At 66.1% G+C, this 14,482-nt stretch carries 15 protein-coding genes; 5 read left to right on the top strand and 10 right to left on the bottom strand.

The window, feature by feature from the left end:
* Positions 1 to 26: 26 nt before the first annotated feature.
* From NATPE_RS12545 to NATPE_RS12560, 4 genes are all read right to left on the bottom strand, one after another.
* On the bottom strand, positions 27 to 3,575 hold the full coding sequence (locus NATPE_RS12545) for a chemotaxis protein CheA (RefSeq protein ID WP_006181853.1): 3,549 nt from the start codon (positions 3,573 to 3,575) through the stop codon (positions 27 to 29).
* Complete coding sequence (gene cheB / locus NATPE_RS12550) at positions 3,568 to 4,773, bottom strand: chemotaxis-specific protein-glutamate methyltransferase CheB (protein WP_006181854.1); 1,206 nt, start codon at positions 4,771 to 4,773, stop codon at positions 3,568 to 3,570. The genes NATPE_RS12545 and cheB overlap by 8 nt, the downstream gene beginning before the upstream one ends.
* Positions 4,770 to 5,132 (bottom strand): chemotaxis protein CheY, encoded by a 363-nt coding sequence (gene cheY, locus NATPE_RS12555; protein ID WP_006181855.1) that lies wholly within the window; start codon positions 5,130 to 5,132, stop codon positions 4,770 to 4,772. Before cheY ends, cheB begins: the two co-directional genes overlap by 4 nt.
* Before the next feature lie 139 nt (positions 5,133 to 5,271).
* On the bottom strand, positions 5,272 to 6,057 hold the full coding sequence (locus NATPE_RS12560; protein ID WP_006181856.1) for a chemotaxis protein CheW: 786 nt from the start codon (positions 6,055 to 6,057) through the stop codon (positions 5,272 to 5,274).
* 173 nt (positions 6,058 to 6,230) lie between these two features.
* On the opposite strand from NATPE_RS12560, the gene NATPE_RS12565 reads away from it, so the two are divergent.
* The gene (locus tag NATPE_RS12565; protein ID WP_006181857.1) at positions 6,231 to 6,692 is read left to right on the top strand and encodes a chemotaxis protein CheW; all 462 of its coding nucleotides are present in this window, start codon (positions 6,231 to 6,233) and stop codon (positions 6,690 to 6,692) included.
* 55 nt (positions 6,693 to 6,747) lie between these two features.
* Here the strand turns inward: NATPE_RS12565 and NATPE_RS12570 are convergent, their stop codons facing one another.
* The 3 genes from NATPE_RS12570 to NATPE_RS12580 are packed head-to-tail and all read right to left on the bottom strand — an operon-like array spanning position 6,748 to position 8,721.
* Complete coding sequence (locus NATPE_RS12570; RefSeq protein WP_006181858.1) at positions 6,748 to 7,518, bottom strand: DUF5803 family protein; 771 nt, start codon at positions 7,516 to 7,518, stop codon at positions 6,748 to 6,750.
* Between the two features lies 1 nt (position 7,519).
* Positions 7,520 to 8,197 (bottom strand): DUF2110 family protein, encoded by a 678-nt coding sequence (locus NATPE_RS12575; RefSeq protein WP_006181859.1) that lies wholly within the window; start codon positions 8,195 to 8,197, stop codon positions 7,520 to 7,522.
* On the bottom strand, positions 8,197 to 8,721 hold the full coding sequence (locus NATPE_RS12580; protein ID WP_006181860.1) for a transcription factor: 525 nt from the start codon (positions 8,719 to 8,721) through the stop codon (positions 8,197 to 8,199). Before NATPE_RS12580 ends, NATPE_RS12575 begins: the two co-directional genes overlap by 1 nt.
* A gap of 160 nt (positions 8,722 to 8,881) precedes the next feature.
* Between NATPE_RS12580 and NATPE_RS12585 the strand changes: the two genes are divergently transcribed.
* Positions 8,882 to 9,877, top strand: coding sequence for an MBL fold metallo-hydrolase (locus tag NATPE_RS12585; RefSeq protein ID WP_006181861.1), 996 nt, complete (start codon positions 8,882 to 8,884; stop codon positions 9,875 to 9,877).
* 15 nt (positions 9,878 to 9,892) lie between these two features.
* Here NATPE_RS12585 and NATPE_RS12590 read toward each other — a convergent pair whose 3' ends face one another.
* On the bottom strand, positions 9,893 to 11,470 hold the full coding sequence (locus tag NATPE_RS12590; protein ID WP_006181862.1) for a class I adenylate-forming enzyme family protein: 1,578 nt from the start codon (positions 11,468 to 11,470) through the stop codon (positions 9,893 to 9,895).
* A gap of 129 nt (positions 11,471 to 11,599) precedes the next feature.
* On the opposite strand from NATPE_RS12590, the gene NATPE_RS12595 reads away from it, so the two are divergent.
* Positions 11,600 to 12,253: a hypothetical protein gene (locus tag NATPE_RS12595; RefSeq protein WP_006181863.1), complete on the top strand. Its 654-nt coding sequence runs from the start codon at positions 11,600 to 11,602 to the stop codon at positions 12,251 to 12,253.
* 51 nt (positions 12,254 to 12,304) lie between these two features.
* On the opposite strand, the gene NATPE_RS12600 is transcribed toward NATPE_RS12595, so the two are convergent.
* Complete coding sequence (locus NATPE_RS12600) at positions 12,305 to 12,862, bottom strand: tRNA (cytidine(56)-2'-O)-methyltransferase (RefSeq protein ID WP_006181864.1); 558 nt, start codon at positions 12,860 to 12,862, stop codon at positions 12,305 to 12,307.
* Between the two features lie 283 nt (positions 12,863 to 13,145).
* Between NATPE_RS12600 and NATPE_RS12605 the strand changes: the two genes are divergently transcribed.
* Both NATPE_RS12605 and NATPE_RS12610 read left to right on the top strand, forming a co-directional pair.
* On the top strand, positions 13,146 to 13,634 hold the full coding sequence (locus NATPE_RS12605; RefSeq protein WP_006181865.1) for a cupin domain-containing protein: 489 nt from the start codon (positions 13,146 to 13,148) through the stop codon (positions 13,632 to 13,634).
* A 65-nt stretch (positions 13,635 to 13,699) separates the two neighbouring features.
* Positions 13,700 to 13,918, top strand: a complete 219-nt coding sequence (locus NATPE_RS12610) for a hypothetical protein (RefSeq protein WP_006181866.1) — start codon at positions 13,700 to 13,702, stop codon at positions 13,916 to 13,918.
* A gap of 104 nt (positions 13,919 to 14,022) precedes the next feature.
* On the opposite strand, the gene NATPE_RS12615 is transcribed toward NATPE_RS12610, so the two are convergent.
* Entirely contained in the window at positions 14,023 to 14,481 is a 459-nt protein-coding gene (locus NATPE_RS12615; RefSeq protein WP_006181867.1) for a universal stress protein, read from the bottom strand.
* Position 14,482 lies beyond the last annotated feature (1 nt).

The raw sequence follows: 14,482 nt of genomic DNA on the forward strand, positions 1-14,482 counted from the left end.
CCTCCGTAGGGTTGGGTGTTGTTCGTTCATAGTGTCGTCACGTCCAGAATGTTGACTACCTCCCCCCGTCCCCGAACCGTCGCGCCGCTGATCCCAGGAACGCCGCTCATGAAGCCTTCGAAGGGCTTGACGACGACTTCCTGTTGGCCGCTGACCCGATCGCAGTGCAGGGCGACCTCGCGGACGTCGTCGCGAATGCGGACGACCATGCCGTTCCCGTTCGCGCCGGCTGCCGGCGTTTCGAGGATGTCGGCCAACGAGACGACGGGGTAGTCGCCGTCCTCGCCGGGCAGGATCGACTCGCCGTCCGTTGTTTCGATCGCAGAGGCGGGCTCGATGTCCCGGACTGCCTTGGTCGGGACGCCGAACTCCTCGCCACCGCTTTCGACGAAGAGGATCTCGTCGATCGCGACCGTCACCGGCAGTTCCATCGTCACCGTCGTTCCCTCGCCGGCCTCGCTGTCGATCGAAACCATCCCCTCGAGATCCTCGACGGTCCGCTTGACGACGTCCATCCCGACGCCGCGGCCGCTGACGTCGGTCACCTCATCGGCCGTCGAGAGGCCGGGATGGAAGATGAGATCGTAGGCGTCCTCGTCGGGAAGTTCGGCGGCCACTTCGGGCTCGAGGACGCCCGCCTCGACTGCTTCGTCGCGGAGCCGATCGGGATCGAGCCCGCTGCCGTCGTCCTCGACGGTGATCGTCACGCGATCGCTTTCACGGTCGGCGTGGACTTCGACGCTACCCTCGGTGGGTTTGTCGGCGGCTTCGCGCTCGGCGGGCGGTTCGACCCCGTGGTCGACGGCGTTGCGAACCAGGTGGATCAGCGGATCGCCGATGCGATCGAGGATACTTCGGTCGAGTTCGACGTCCTCACCGGTCATCTCGAAGGCGACCTCCTTGTCCTGTTCGCGGGCGATGTCGCGGACGACCCGCGGCAGGCGGTTCGTGACCGTCCGCAGCGGAACCAGTCGGATGTCCATCACCGTCTCCTGCAGGTCGGTCGTCAGGTCCGACAGCGCGTCGAGTTCCGTCTCGAGCGCGTCGTTGTCGTCGTTGGCCTCGGCCGCGTGCCGGAGGCGAACGCGACTGGTCACCAGTCCCTCGACGAGGTTCAGCAGGGAGTCGACCTGTTCGACGTCGACTCGGACCGACTGGATCTCGTCGGCCTCGTCGTCGGCATCCTGCTCGACGTCCGTGTCGGGAATCTCGATGTCCGGAATCTCGAACTCGGGTTCCTCGACGGTCCGGACGACATCGTCGCTCTCGTCGTCGTCGGCATCGTCTCCGAACGACGATTCGGATCCGGATTCCGACTCGTCGGTCGACGATCCGAAGTCGGTATCGACGTCGAACGCGTCGGTGTCGTCGAACGCGTCGTCGTCGAGTCCGTCGTCGATGTCGTCATCGAAGCCGCCGAACCCGTCGTCCCCGTCCTCGAGGTCGACGGAGTCGGCCGATACCTCGAACTCGTCGTCGGCACCGAACGAGTCGGCAGCGTCGTCGATCGGCTCATCGCCGAACGGATCCTCGTCGGCCGTCTCGAGGCCGTCGTCGAATCCCGCCGACGGTTCGAAGCCGTCGTCGGTACCGAACGAGTCGTCGGCCGTGCCGGCTTCGATATCGGCGTCGGCAACGCTGCTATCGGCGGCAGGGGTCTCGGCACCGTCGTCGGTCTCGACGTCGTCGACGGTATCGGCCCCAGCGGTGGCGGTATCGGCCTCCTCGAGGTCGGTCCCGTCATCGGTTTCCGTCTCGAGATCTGTCGGGGCTCCGTCGTCGGCGTCGACGGCGACACTCTCGTCAGTGGCGTCATCGATCGCGGGCTCGGTATCGGCGTCCGAGACGCCCGCCTCGTCGGCAGGCGCGTCGTCGACTACGATCGGGTCGTCGGCGGGACGGTCCGTTTCCGCCGCCCCGGGTTCGGTATCGTCGGCGTCGTCAGCGTCGGGCGCTGCCGTGCCATCGGGTTCCGTCGACTTCTCGAGTGCCGTCTCGGCTTCAGTGTCGGCGGACTCGGCGGTGGCCTCGGCCGACGCCGGCGAGCCCGCAGTATCGGACGTCGCTTCGGGTTCGTCGGCCGGCTCCGCCGTCGTGTCCGCCTCGATCCCGTCGGCCGGTTCGGTTTCGGGAGCATCGGTCGCCGGCTCGTCGCTTTCGGTCCCGCTCTCGCGGTCGTCGGAAGCGGGGGCAGCGACCACGTCGGTATCGGCCGTCTCCTCGGCGTCCGCGGAACCGCCGACCTCCGACTCGCCGGCCGCCAGTTCATCGGCTGCCGGTTCCGTCTCCGCGTCGACGAGCATGTCGTCGACAGCGCTCTCGGTAGGCTCTTCGCCCTCGAGGAACGCGTCGTCGTCGGCCTCCTCACCGAGGAGTTCGTCCATGTCGACTTCTTCGTCCTCGTCGAACTCGTCGAACTCGAGTTCCTCGAGTTCGTCCTGCAGTTCGTCGAAACCGACCATCTCGACCTCGTCTTTGAGTTCGTCGAAGACCGCGCTGGCGTCGTCGACCTCGTCGTCGCCGTCGTCGCCGTCGTCGGCCGCCGACCCACCGGCCGCAGCGTCGGCATTGGCGCCGCCGGACGCCGCGTCCGGCTCGCGGTGTTCGGCCGGCGGTTGGCCCGGCTCGGCCTCGAGTTCCTCGACATCCTCCTCGTCGAGCAGGTCGTCGAAGGACCCGGCCTCGCCCATGTCCTCGAAGGCGTCGAGTTCCTCGTCCTCGACGTCCTCGACCATCTCGTCTAGGTTGTCGAACTCGTTGAACTCATCGAGCAACTCGTCGACCTCGAGGTCCTGTGCGTCGGCGGAGGTGATGTCTTCGGCCGCGACGTCACCGGGGTCGTCCGCCGGCGCGGCCTCGAACCGATCGTCGACGTCGACGATCTCGAAATCGTCGACCTCCTCGACGGGCTCGAGGCCGGAGGCGATCGCGGCCTCGCCGACCGCGGTCGCGAAGACGGCGTCGAAGCCGCGGTCGTACTCGTCGGCCTCGATTCGATCCCGAGACGGGGCGGTTCCCATCAGCTCGAAGGCGTCGATCAGCGCATCGACGACCAGTTTGCCGTTGTTGACGCCCTCGCGTTCGGCGATGTCGAGACGGGCGAGGTAGACGTCCCGGTCGTCGTCGGTTGGGGGTGCGAACCGCGAACAGATCTCGTCGATCTCCTCGGGCGTCGGCGATGCGAGCCCGGGCCGGGCTGTATCTCGCTCGAGGTACTCCCGAACCGCGTCGATCGTCGCCGACGGATCGGTGTCGATCTCGCCGTCGGCGGCGACCTCGTCGATCATCGTCTCGAGTTCGTCGACCGCGTCGAAGACGACGTCCATTAGCTCCGGCGTCACTTCGATGTCGCCCCCGCGGACGGCGTCGAGTAAGTCCTCGATCGCGTGTGCGAGATCGCTGGCCGACTCCAGCCCCATCGCCCCACAGTTGCCCTTGAGCGTGTGTGCGATCCGGAAGATCTCTTCCATCGCCTCCTCGTCGTCCGGATCCCGCTCGAGGGTCAACAAGGCGTTGTTCAGCTCCGTGATTCGTTCTTCGCTCTCCTGCACGAAGTCCGTCAGATACTCAGTCATCGTTCTCACCGTCCGTCGTGAACGCGTCGACGATCGCGTCGGCGATGCCGTCGGCGGGCGCGACCGTGTCCACGCAGCCAGTTTCGATTGCCTGACAGGGGATGCCAAAGACCGGGCTCGTCGCCTCGTCCTGTGCGATCGTGTGACCGCCAGCAGCGTCGATCGCCTCGATGCCGGCCGCGCCGTCGCGGCCCATCCCGGTCATGACGACGCCACAGATCGGGTCGGTGATCCGGGCGGCGACGCTTTCCATCGTCACGTCGATCGACGGCCGGACGCCGTGGACCCGTTCGCCGTCGTCGAGTCGCAGACGGAGCCGGTCGCCGACGTTGCTCGCTACCTCGAGGTGGACGCCGCCCGGAGCGACGGCCGCTTCGCCGGGTGCCAGTCGCTCGCGATCCGCGGCCTCGCTTACGTCGTAGCCGCTGCGTGCGTCGAGTCGTTCGGCGAACCGCTCGGTAAACCCCGGCGGCATGTGCTGGACGACCAGTACTTTCGCCTCGAGGGCGGCCGGGAGTCGCTCGAACAGTCGTTCGATGAGCTTCGGGCCGCCGGTCGACGCGCCGATGACGACCGTCGGGGCGGTCTCGGTGTCGCCGTCGACGGTCACTGGCGCTGCGTCCTCGTCGATCCCGGACCCGGAACCGACGCTGGGGACGTCGGGGCCGACTGCGGAGCGATCGGATACCTGCGTCTCCGTACTCCCGCCGGCGACGGCGTTGCCGGTCGTAGCTTCACCCGCGCCGGCCCGCCCAGTGCGGGTCGCATGGGCTGTCGCGGCCGCTCGAGCCAGTGCCATCGAGGATACCTCCGCGGCGGCGAGGTCGTCGACGGCTTCGACGACCTCGTCGGTGAGGTGTGCGATGTTGCGCGAGCCCGAGCCGTCGGGCTTGTGGAGGAAGTCCGCGGCCCCGCGCTCTAACGCGTCGAGCGTGGCCGTCGTTCCCTCCTCCGTGTGGACGCTGAGCATGAGAATGGGTGTCGGATTCGTCGCCATGATTCGCTCGACGGCGTCGATCCCGTCCATCCCGGGCATCTCGACGTCCATCGTTACGACGTCCGGATCGATTGCGGCGGCGCGTTCGACGCCGGTCGCACCGTCTTCGGCCCGTTCGACCTCGTAACCGGCCTCCTCGAGCGCGTTGCCGATGACTGTCCGCATGAACTTCGAGTCGTCGACAACGAGTACTCGCGTCATGCAGCGACGACGTCCGAGAGGGCCTTTCTGACGCTGGGTTCTTCGAACGGTTTCGTAACGTAGCCGTCCGCCCCAGCTTTCACGGCGAGTTTCATTTTCTCACGCTGTCCGACGCTCGTACACATGATGACGCGGGCATCCGGATCGATCTTCTTGATCGCCGCGGTCGCCTTGATGCCGTTGCATTTCGGCATCACGATGTCCATCATGACGATGTCGGGATCGTGTTCTTTGTACAGTTTGACGGCTTCAGCGCCGTTGGACGCCTCTCCGAGGATGCGGTAATCCTGTTCCAAGATCTGACGCAAGAGGTTCCGCATAAAATGAGAGTCGTCCACGATGAGCACCCCTGTCGACATTCAGTAGTACACCAAACTCTCGTTGAGATACAACTACCATAAATGCTGTCTCTCGATTATCAGTCATGATAAACGCCGAATACGGGACGCAGACCCGGGTCAGATCCCCTCTTAGCGAACGGCGTGGGCTCGCCTTTCGTTACGAGCCACCGGACGCCAATAACAACCGCTCGATGTCGACCACGGCCGTCGCTTCGACGACGATCTCCGTCGTCGTCTCCTCCCCGTCGCCCTCATCGGGTTCGGCGGCCGACTCGTCGGTCGGCTCGACTTCGAACGTGTCGCCGATCGACTCCCCGAGCGCGCTGCCTGCCGACCCCATGGACAGGGCCGCGGAGCCGCCGGCTTCGGTTCCGCCACCCATCTCGGCACCGGGGACAGCACCGATCCCGTCGTTGGTCGGTCGCTCGGAGCGGATACCGCCGACGTCGACGCTCGGATCCCGCTCTTTGGTCACGATCGCGACGACCAGCGGATGCTCGAGGGCGTCACCCGTGAGGTCGCTGTCCGCGACCGACTCGGCGTCGACGATGTCGCTTTCCGGCACTGTCTCGACGCCGATGACCTCGTCGACCCGGATCGCGGCCGACTGCCGATCGCTCGGCCGGTCGAGAACGAGCAGGCGCTCGCGGCCCGACCGCTCCTCGGTGACCGGGAAGTGGACCCGCGGATCGATGACGGCCGTGATCTCCCCACGAAGGTCCATCAGCCCCTCGATTGCGGGCGGGGCACGCGGGACCCGTGTCAGTTCGTCCGGCGGTTCCGCGATGGTTCTGACCGCATCGACCGGGAGCGCGAGTCGATGTTCGCCGACGCCGACGAAGACGAACTGGAACAATGTCTCCTGGTCGTCCTCGTCGCCGTCACCGGGCCGGTCGTCGTCGGTATCGATTCCGAGAAGCTTTTCCGAGAGATCCGGGGCCATGGTCCTGTTCGTGTATCAGGTTCCACCAATAAAACGTTGACTCCACCGTGGGAGTCGTCGGAACTGACACGTCGCCGACCATCGATTACCGCTTCGGTTACCCCGTCCGTCATTTCGCCGAAAATTCAACCATCCGGAAGGCTTATTTTCCGAACGGACTTCGTCCAGTTCGAATGGGCTCGGCTTCGAACCCCGACGACCGGCAGGAGACGAACGACCCCGTCACCGTCCTCACGTTCGACCTCGAGGAGCGACGCTACTGTGTCGGCGCCGAATCGGTCGAATCGGTCCTTGGCGTGACGAACGACGAGCCCCTCGCGGACGCTGCGGACCCGTGGGACGCGGGAACGATCACGGTCGCCGGCGAGCGGGTCAGCGTCGTCGATCTCCCGCGGGCCTTCGGCTCGTCGCTTCGGACGACCGCCCGCGTCGACGAACCCAAACTGCTCGTCTTCAGCGTGACCGACGACGAGGACCGATACTACGGCTGGCTGGTCGACGACGTCGACGTGACGCGCTCGGTTCGACCCGGCACCCTCGAGCCGCCACGCGTCGAGACGACCCACGTCAAGGGCCGGATCGAGATCGACGGCGACGAAGTCGTCTGGCTCGACGAGCGAACGATTCACGGCTGAAAACAGCGCTTCGAACCCCTTCGGGCGGGATCGAGCCCGCGTATCGGCGAACTAATTATAACAGTCCCGGCGGCCCGTCGTCGGACTCGTCCTCGGTATCGACGTCGAGCCCGAACTCCTCGCGTTGCTCCCGAAGCCGTCTGATCTGCCGGTAGTAGTAGGCGATCCCGATCCCACCGAGCAGCGCGGTTACACCGATGAGTCCGAGGAACAGCGGGATGTCACGCGTGAGGTAGTACCGAAGCGAGATCGGACTGTCGACTTCGTCCCACACGAGTCGTTCTCGGTCGTCGACGACCTCGCGCTCGTAGCCGTTCGGCGAGACATCCCCGAAGAAGAAATTCGATGTCCGATGGTTTTCGGGGACCGTCACCTCGTAGGAACCTTCGACGTAGGCCGGCAACTGGAAGGTTTTCCGGCCGGCGTCACCGGAGAATGCCAGCGTTCCGTTCCCGTCCGGAACCTGCACCGTCGTTTCGGACTGGCCCTGCTCGATCTCCAGATCCGAGCCGTTCACTTCGGTCCCGTTGGGATACCAGTAGCGGACGGCGCTGATATCGAGCGGTTCGTCCTGATAGAGCGAGGAGCGATACAGCGAGAGTTCGTCGGTGTCCTCGAGGTCGTAGACTGCGCGGAACTCGCCGTTGCTGATCACGTTGCCCCCCTCGATCTCGATCGCGACGTCGGCGTCGCTGTCGCGCAGATCGTCGTATTCGGCGTCCTGATCGAGTTGGTCGTCGGAGATCCCGCCGGAAAACGCCGAACAACCGGCCCCCATCGTCAACAGGGCGACTGCGACCATCGCGAAGAGGAGCCGTCGGTTCATGCTAGGGAACGACACAGCGGAGTTCGGCCGGGAGGTACTCGCCGACGCTCGCGAGCAACCCCGGCGGATCGGTGTCTTCGGGACAGATCACGCTCTGTTCGAGCAGGCCGAGCCGTTCGACGGTGACGTAGTCCTGGGCGTGGCCGGCGCGGTTGAGCGTGGCCCGTACTTCCGCTCGGGTCGCGCTGTTGACGTTGAGACGGCCGTCGCCGCGGGTCCACTCGTAGAGGCGATCCTGTTCGGCGTCGGACAGACGGGACGGGTCATCGCCACCGTACACGAATCGGAGCGGGAGATGCTGGACCAGCCCGTACCGTTCGCGGATCTGCGTCGCCGACCCCGGGCCGAGCCCGAGTTCGTCGGTCGGGATCCGGACGCCGTCGCCCTGTCCCGCGTCGAGGACGAACCCGTCGTCGTCCCACGACTCGAGGGTGCCGACGTAGGTCTCGCCGGGCTCGAGATCGGGGACGATCTCGCCGAACTCCTCGCGGAGGACGTTGCGCGTGACCGTGGCGTCGTCGCCCTCGACCGTCACCGAGGGGAAATCGTCGTGGCGCACGCCGATCTCGAACTCGACGTCGAGATCGGCTATCTCGTTGCCGACAAGCGATCGCAGCGAGTCCAGTGCCCGTTCGCGGGCCTCTCCTTCGACGTATAGCTTGGTTGCAAGTACGACCATTAGGCGTCCGCGTCGATGTTGAGTTCGTCCTCGAGTGCGTCGAGGCGGTCGTCCATCGCGTTGACCAGTCGGTCGTTGTCCATCGATTCCAGCGGCGAGCCGCATTCGGGGCACTCGAAGCCGAAGTCCATCGCCTCGCCGAACTCGAAGCGGATGGAACAGATCTCACAGAGGTAGAACTCGTGGTTGCGCTCGTACTCCCGGCGCTCGTCCAAGGCCTCGCGCAGCCGGTACATCTCCTCCTCGAGATTTTCCGGGATGTTGTCGTACTCGAAGGTCCAGAGGTAGGTCAGCCACCCCGAGTCCTCGTCGCGCAGTCGCCGATACGTGGCGAGATCGTTCTCGTAGAGAATGAACAGCGCGCGCCGCACGTCGTTCAACTCGAGGTCGAGTTCCTCGGCGAGTTCCTCGTCGGTCACTTCCCCGTCCGGCGGTGCCGCCGCGACGGGCATCCCCTTGGGACCGACCAGCTCGTGCAAATATTTCTGGATCACCGGGTCCTCGAGCAGGTCCTCAAAAGCCATTACCTCCATGTAACGGCATGACGCCATTAAGTCTTGCCAACTGCCGCGCGCGACCGACCGGCCGAATCGCGGGACATTCCACTGCGACCGTGACGAATCCGAACGCCGGCGGCGTGTTCGGGCGCGACGTTTATGTGTCTGGGTGGCACTTCTCAGGACAATGACTGCCGATGCCTCCTGCAGAGCCGTCCGAGCTGACCGCGCCCACGAACGGATCCATCGCCTCGAGTTCGACGTTCCCTGGCCACCCAAACACGTCGCCGCCTACCTGCTCGAGGGTGAGGAGCCGATCCTGTTCGACGCGGGCGCACCGGACGATGCCGGCGAGACGGAACTGCGCGAGGGGCTGGCGGAGATCGGCTACGAACCGGCCGACATCGACCACGTCGTCGTAACCCACGTCCACAGCGACCATATCGGCCAGTTGCCCGTCCTCCGGGCGGCCGGCGCGACCGTCCACGCGCCGGCGCGGTCGCTGTCGCGACTCGAGCGAGACCTCGAGACCGCCCGCGAGGGCTTTCGCGAGATGACGACGGCGGCGGGCTACGAGGGCGACAGATACACGGAGATCGTCGAGGAGGAACTCGAGGAACTACGCCGCGATCGGCGACTGGTCGAGCCCGAGACCGCCCGCATGATCGAGCCCGACGCGACGGTCACGATCGGCGGTCGGGAGTTCGAGACGTTCGCGACGCCGGGTCACGCGGTCGATCACCTGTGTTTCGAGACGACCGTCGAGGGGACGACGGTGTTGTTTTCGGGCGACGCGCTCATCGAGCCGTTCCGCGCCGGTGCCTTCCAGGTCGGCCTCGACTACGGTGCCGACGAAGCGGTCGACGCCTACTACGAGGCGATGGACCGACTGGCCGAGACGGACGCGACGGTTGTCTTCCCGGGCCACGGCCCCGTCTTCGAGGGGCCGCAAGCGGTCATCGCGGCCACGCAGGATCGGCTGGACACGCTGCTCGAGGAAACCCGGGAGGCCGCCGCGGCCGTCGGACCCGCGAGCCCGCTGGCGATCGCCGAACAACGCGTCGGGACGGTGCGGCACATGGCTCCGCTGCTCGATACCCTCGGCGCGCTCGGCACGCTCGAGCGAGAGGGCGCGGTAACCTACGAGACGGAAGATGGCGTCAGATACTACGAAATCGCGTGAGGAGGGTGTCGGGAGTTACGCCGCGTCGTCCTCGAGTTTGTACTTCTGGATCTTCCCCGAGGTCGTGCGGGGCAGTTCCTCGATGAACTCGACCTCGCGGGGGTGTTTGTACTCGGCGACCTCGGCGAGACAGAACTCCTGTAACTCGTCGGCGGTCACGTCGCTGCCGGGGTCGACGCCCTCGGTGGGGACGATGAAGGCCTTCGGCACCTCGTTGCGTCGCTCGTCCGGAATCCCGACGACGGCGGCGTCCGCGACGGCCTCGTGCTCGAGCAACAGGTTCTCGAGTTCGCTGGGGTAGACGTTGTAGCCGGCGGTGTTGATCATGTGTTTCTTCCGATCGACGATCTCGTAGTAGTTGTTCCCGTCGCGGCGGGCGATGTCGCCGGTCCGGAAGTAGCCGTTCTCGGTAAAGGCCGCCTCGGTCGCCCGGGGCATGTTGAGATACCCTTTCATGACCTGGGGCCCGCGGACGACGAGTTCGCCCTCCTCGCCGGGAGCGACCTCGTCGCCCGATCCGTCGACGATCTTGCAGTCGGTCATCCGGAGGGGCTGGCCGATTGTCCCGTGTTTCAGGCCGAATGTCGAGCCGCTCTGGGTGTGGGTTGCGCCGTGGGTCTCCGTGAGGCCGTACCCTTCCGAGATGTCGACGCCGGCGACCTCCTCGAACCGTTCCTGGACCGACGGCGAGAGCTTCGCGCCGCCCTCCGAAGCCGACTCGAGACTCGAGAGATCGTACTCGCCGAAGTCCTCGGACGCGACCATGTCGGCGTACATCGTCGTCACGCCGACGTAGTGGGTGATCCCCTCGTCCTCGATGAGCTGCATACACTCCTGGGCGTCCCACTCGAGGGCGCTGCGGAAGTAGAGCCGGCCGCCGCCGACCAGCGGCTGGAGGGCGGTGTGGGTGAAGCCGGTGATGTGGTAGAGCGGGAGCCAGGTCAGACTGCGGACGTTCTCGGGTTCGACGTCGACGTTCGAGGCGGTCAGGGGCCACATGAGCTGGGCCCGCGTGTTCTCGTGGGTGAGCTGGACGCCCTTCGGGTCGCCGGTCGTCCCAGAGGTGTAGGGCAGCAGGGCGACGTCGTCGTCCGCGCGCTCGACCATGGTCGGCTCGCCGCGTAACTCCTCGAAGGCGTGGTCCTCGGGGTCGCGGGGCCAGTCCTCGCTTCGAATCGTGATGATCTCCGGGTCCATCCCGGCGTCGTCGAGCGCCTCGTCGACGACCTCCCGCAGCGCCGGGTGGGTGACGATCGCGCCCGCGTCCGTGTCCTCGAGCTGGTAGGCTACTTCGCGACGCTTGTACTGGGGGTTGACCGGCGAGATCTCGACGCCGGCCTTGAACGCGCCGATCGAGGCGATCAGATACTGCGGACAGTTCGGCAGGAAAAGCAGCGCACGATCCCCGGGCTCGAGGCCGAGATCGTGAAAGCCGCCGGCGAGTTCGGCGGTCCAGTCGCGGACCTCCGCGTGGGTCCAGCGCCGGCCGTGGTGTTCCATCGCCTGTGCGTCCCCGTGGTGGGCCGCCGTCTGGTCGAACAGCTTCGCGACGTTGCCCTCGAGGGCGGATTCGTCGACCGCTTCCAGGTCCATGAATCGTGATACCGAATCCCATGTTTAAAATTGTATCTCTCTTACAGTCGTGACTCGAGCGCAAGCCGGACCCCGTCCGGGCCGCCAAAAGCGCTAGATTTAGGAGCAGTAGTGTTGGACTCTCAATAAATGGCCCTCGAGGAAGTCGCCCGTCTCGCCGACCGGATCGACTCCGGGGAGATCGTCGCTACCGTCGTTGCCGCAGGAGCGGTCGTCGTTCTTGACGTCAATGCGAGCGTTCTCGGAGCGATCCTCGGAAGCGTGATCGGCGCGCCGCTGCTCGAGGCCGCGTTCGACAGGTACGACATCGACCCGGCGTTCGCCTGGATCGGTTTCGGTCTGGTCGCCGTCACCGCAGGTATCGTACAGTTACGAAAGGGGCACCACTGGCTCGCTGGCGCGTTGCTGGCGGCCGGCTGTTGGCTCTGTCTCGACGGCCTGTCCGCGCGGCGGACCGACGGCGGTTCCGGGACCGACGAGGACGAACTGACCGACGAGGAGTTCCACCTCGTCGCGCTCCACAGCCGCTGGCTGCTCGAGGAACTGCGCGAGGCCGACCGGCCGCTCACGAGGGCGGAGATCTGTGATCGGACCGGACTCATGGAACCCGATTTCGACCGGGTACTCGAGACCCACGACGGCTCGAGCCCGATCGAACGGGTCGGCAACGGCTACGTCCTGAACGAGGACGAGACCGGCATCCTCGCGGCCGTCCGGACGACGCTGGGGCTGGTATGGGAGCGGCTCGTCCGACCGGTTCGGTTGCTCAACTCGAGCGGTTGAGGCGGCAGCCAGGCGGTATCACTGCCTCCGGGGCGTCGGGGCGCGGCTCGCTTACTCTTCGGCGTCCGAATCCGCCGATTCGACGCGCTTGCCCGTTTCCTTGGGAATCACGCGCCGGTCAGCGTCGTCCCACTCCCGCTCGAGTTCCCGACCCTCGAACAGCCGGTCGAGAAAGACCGCCAGCCCGGCCACTTCGGAGTGGGGCTGGTTGGTGACGCCGACGTTCCAGTCGGCTTCCTCGTAGACGTCGAAGGGAACCTTCTCGGAGCCGACGACCAGCAACAGCGGCTCGCCCGCGTCGGCGTGGGCCGTCCTGATCTCGGCTTCGACGTCCTGGACGCGCTCGCCGTACATCGTGAGGTGGACGACCCGGCCCTCCCAGTTGCGGATGATCCCCTGTGGTCCCGCGGTGAGTTCGGCCTCGAAGGGGCCGCCAAAGCGGTCGGTGATGTCGGCGACCGTCTCGAGCGACTGGCCGGCGTTGTCGGGAAAGATCACGCGGTCGGCCCCCAGCGCCCGTGCGGTCAGACCGACGTGGGTGGTCATCCGGTCGTCCCGTCCCGGGCGGTGGCCGAGCCGGAGGACGGCGACCTCGCTGTCGTCGTGCATGGCCGTTCCCACGCTCGGGCGGGGTTAGGGGGTTTCGTTTTCCCACCAAACTTTTTGCGCGGAGTCCTCGCTCGCTCCGCTCGCTCGAACCCCGCGCAAAAACTTTGATGAAAAAAGGCCGAGCGCGCCGACAGCGCGCTCGGTGAACCGCTCACTTCGTTCGCGGATGCTGGACTGCGTCTGACTATCGCCTCGTCCACCTCTCGAGCCCGGATCAGTACTCGCCCGAGACGGTTCGGGCCCCGGGAAATATTATACCGTTGATGAGCGTCGGTACCTGGATATGGAGAAGGTCAACGAGAGCGATGTCGACTGGAAGGAGTACGACCGCGAGGAAGCCACCTTCCGCCGAAAAGAACTCTCGAATGCCGTCGACGCCGACGACCTCGGCTGTAGTCTCTACGAACTCCCGCCCGGGGAGCGGTCGTGGCCCTACCACTATCACACGGCCAACGAGGAGGCGATCTACGTGCTGGCGGGCGACGGCCGACTCAAGACCGAAGACGGCCTCGAGTCCCTCGAAGCCGGCGACTACGCGACCTTCCCGGCCGACGAGTCCGGCGGCCATCGGGTCGTCAACGACGGGTCGGAACCGCTGCGGTATCTGGCGATGTCGACGATGAACGAGCCCGACGTCACGGTCTACCCCGAGATGGAGAAGGTCGGCGTCTTCGTCGGCTCGCCGCCGGGCGGCCGCGACGAGCGGTCGCTCGAGGGGTACTACCGGCTCGCGGACGAGGTCGAGTACTGGGGGGCGGACGAGCGCCGATAGGCTTTTTCCGTGACCCTGCGAAAGTCCCACACGATGAACGGATCCGACCGTCGGGTGAGCGGCCGATGACAGGGGCCGGCGAGTGGCTGCGGACCGCCCGCGAGGAGCGGTGGGGAATCCTGACCGACCTCGCGTTCGCGGTCGTCTGGGTGACGCTGGTCGAGGTCGTCGCTTACTTCCTCGAGCCGCCGACCTGGGTGTACTACATGCTCATGCTCGCGGGAATCGTCGCCTACTTCGGGTTCATGTGGAACGCCGAACTGGCGGTCCGGCAAAACCAGTAGTCCCGCGAGCGGTCCCGGCACAGTCGCCCCTTCTTCTCGAGTCTCGACTCGCGGTCCTGTCGCCGCTGATCGATGGGGCGTGAAAAAACGAGCCTCGAGTCGCGTTATTCCTCGTCGGCGTCGATGACGAGTACCGGCGCGCGGGTCGACCGGAGCGTCCGCTCGGTCACGCTGCCGAGCAGCGCCCGGCGGACGCCGGTGCGTCCGTGCGAGCCCATGACGACGAGGTCGATGTCGTTGTCGGCGACGTAGTTGCCGATCATGTCGTGAGGTCGGCCCGCCGAGACGTGTTCGACGGTGTCGATCCCTCGTTCGCGGGCGCGGTCGGCCACGTAGCCCGTGGCGCTTTCGGCGCGTTCCCGTACCTCGTCCATCTCGCCGTAGTGGCCCTGCTCGATGCGGTCGAGCTGTTCGCCACCGAGGCTAAGACTCATCGCGTTGGTATCGACCACGTACAGGGCGTGTACAGTGGCCCCGTACTGTTCGGCGAGGTCGAGCGCGTGCTCGACCGCCAACTCGGCCGTATCGCTACCGTCGGTCGGAACGAGTATTCGATCGTACATG

The organism is Natrinema pellirubrum DSM 15624 (assembly GCF_000230735.2).
Taxonomy (GTDB): Archaea; Halobacteriota; Halobacteria; order Halobacteriales; family Natrialbaceae; genus Natrinema; species Natrinema pellirubrum.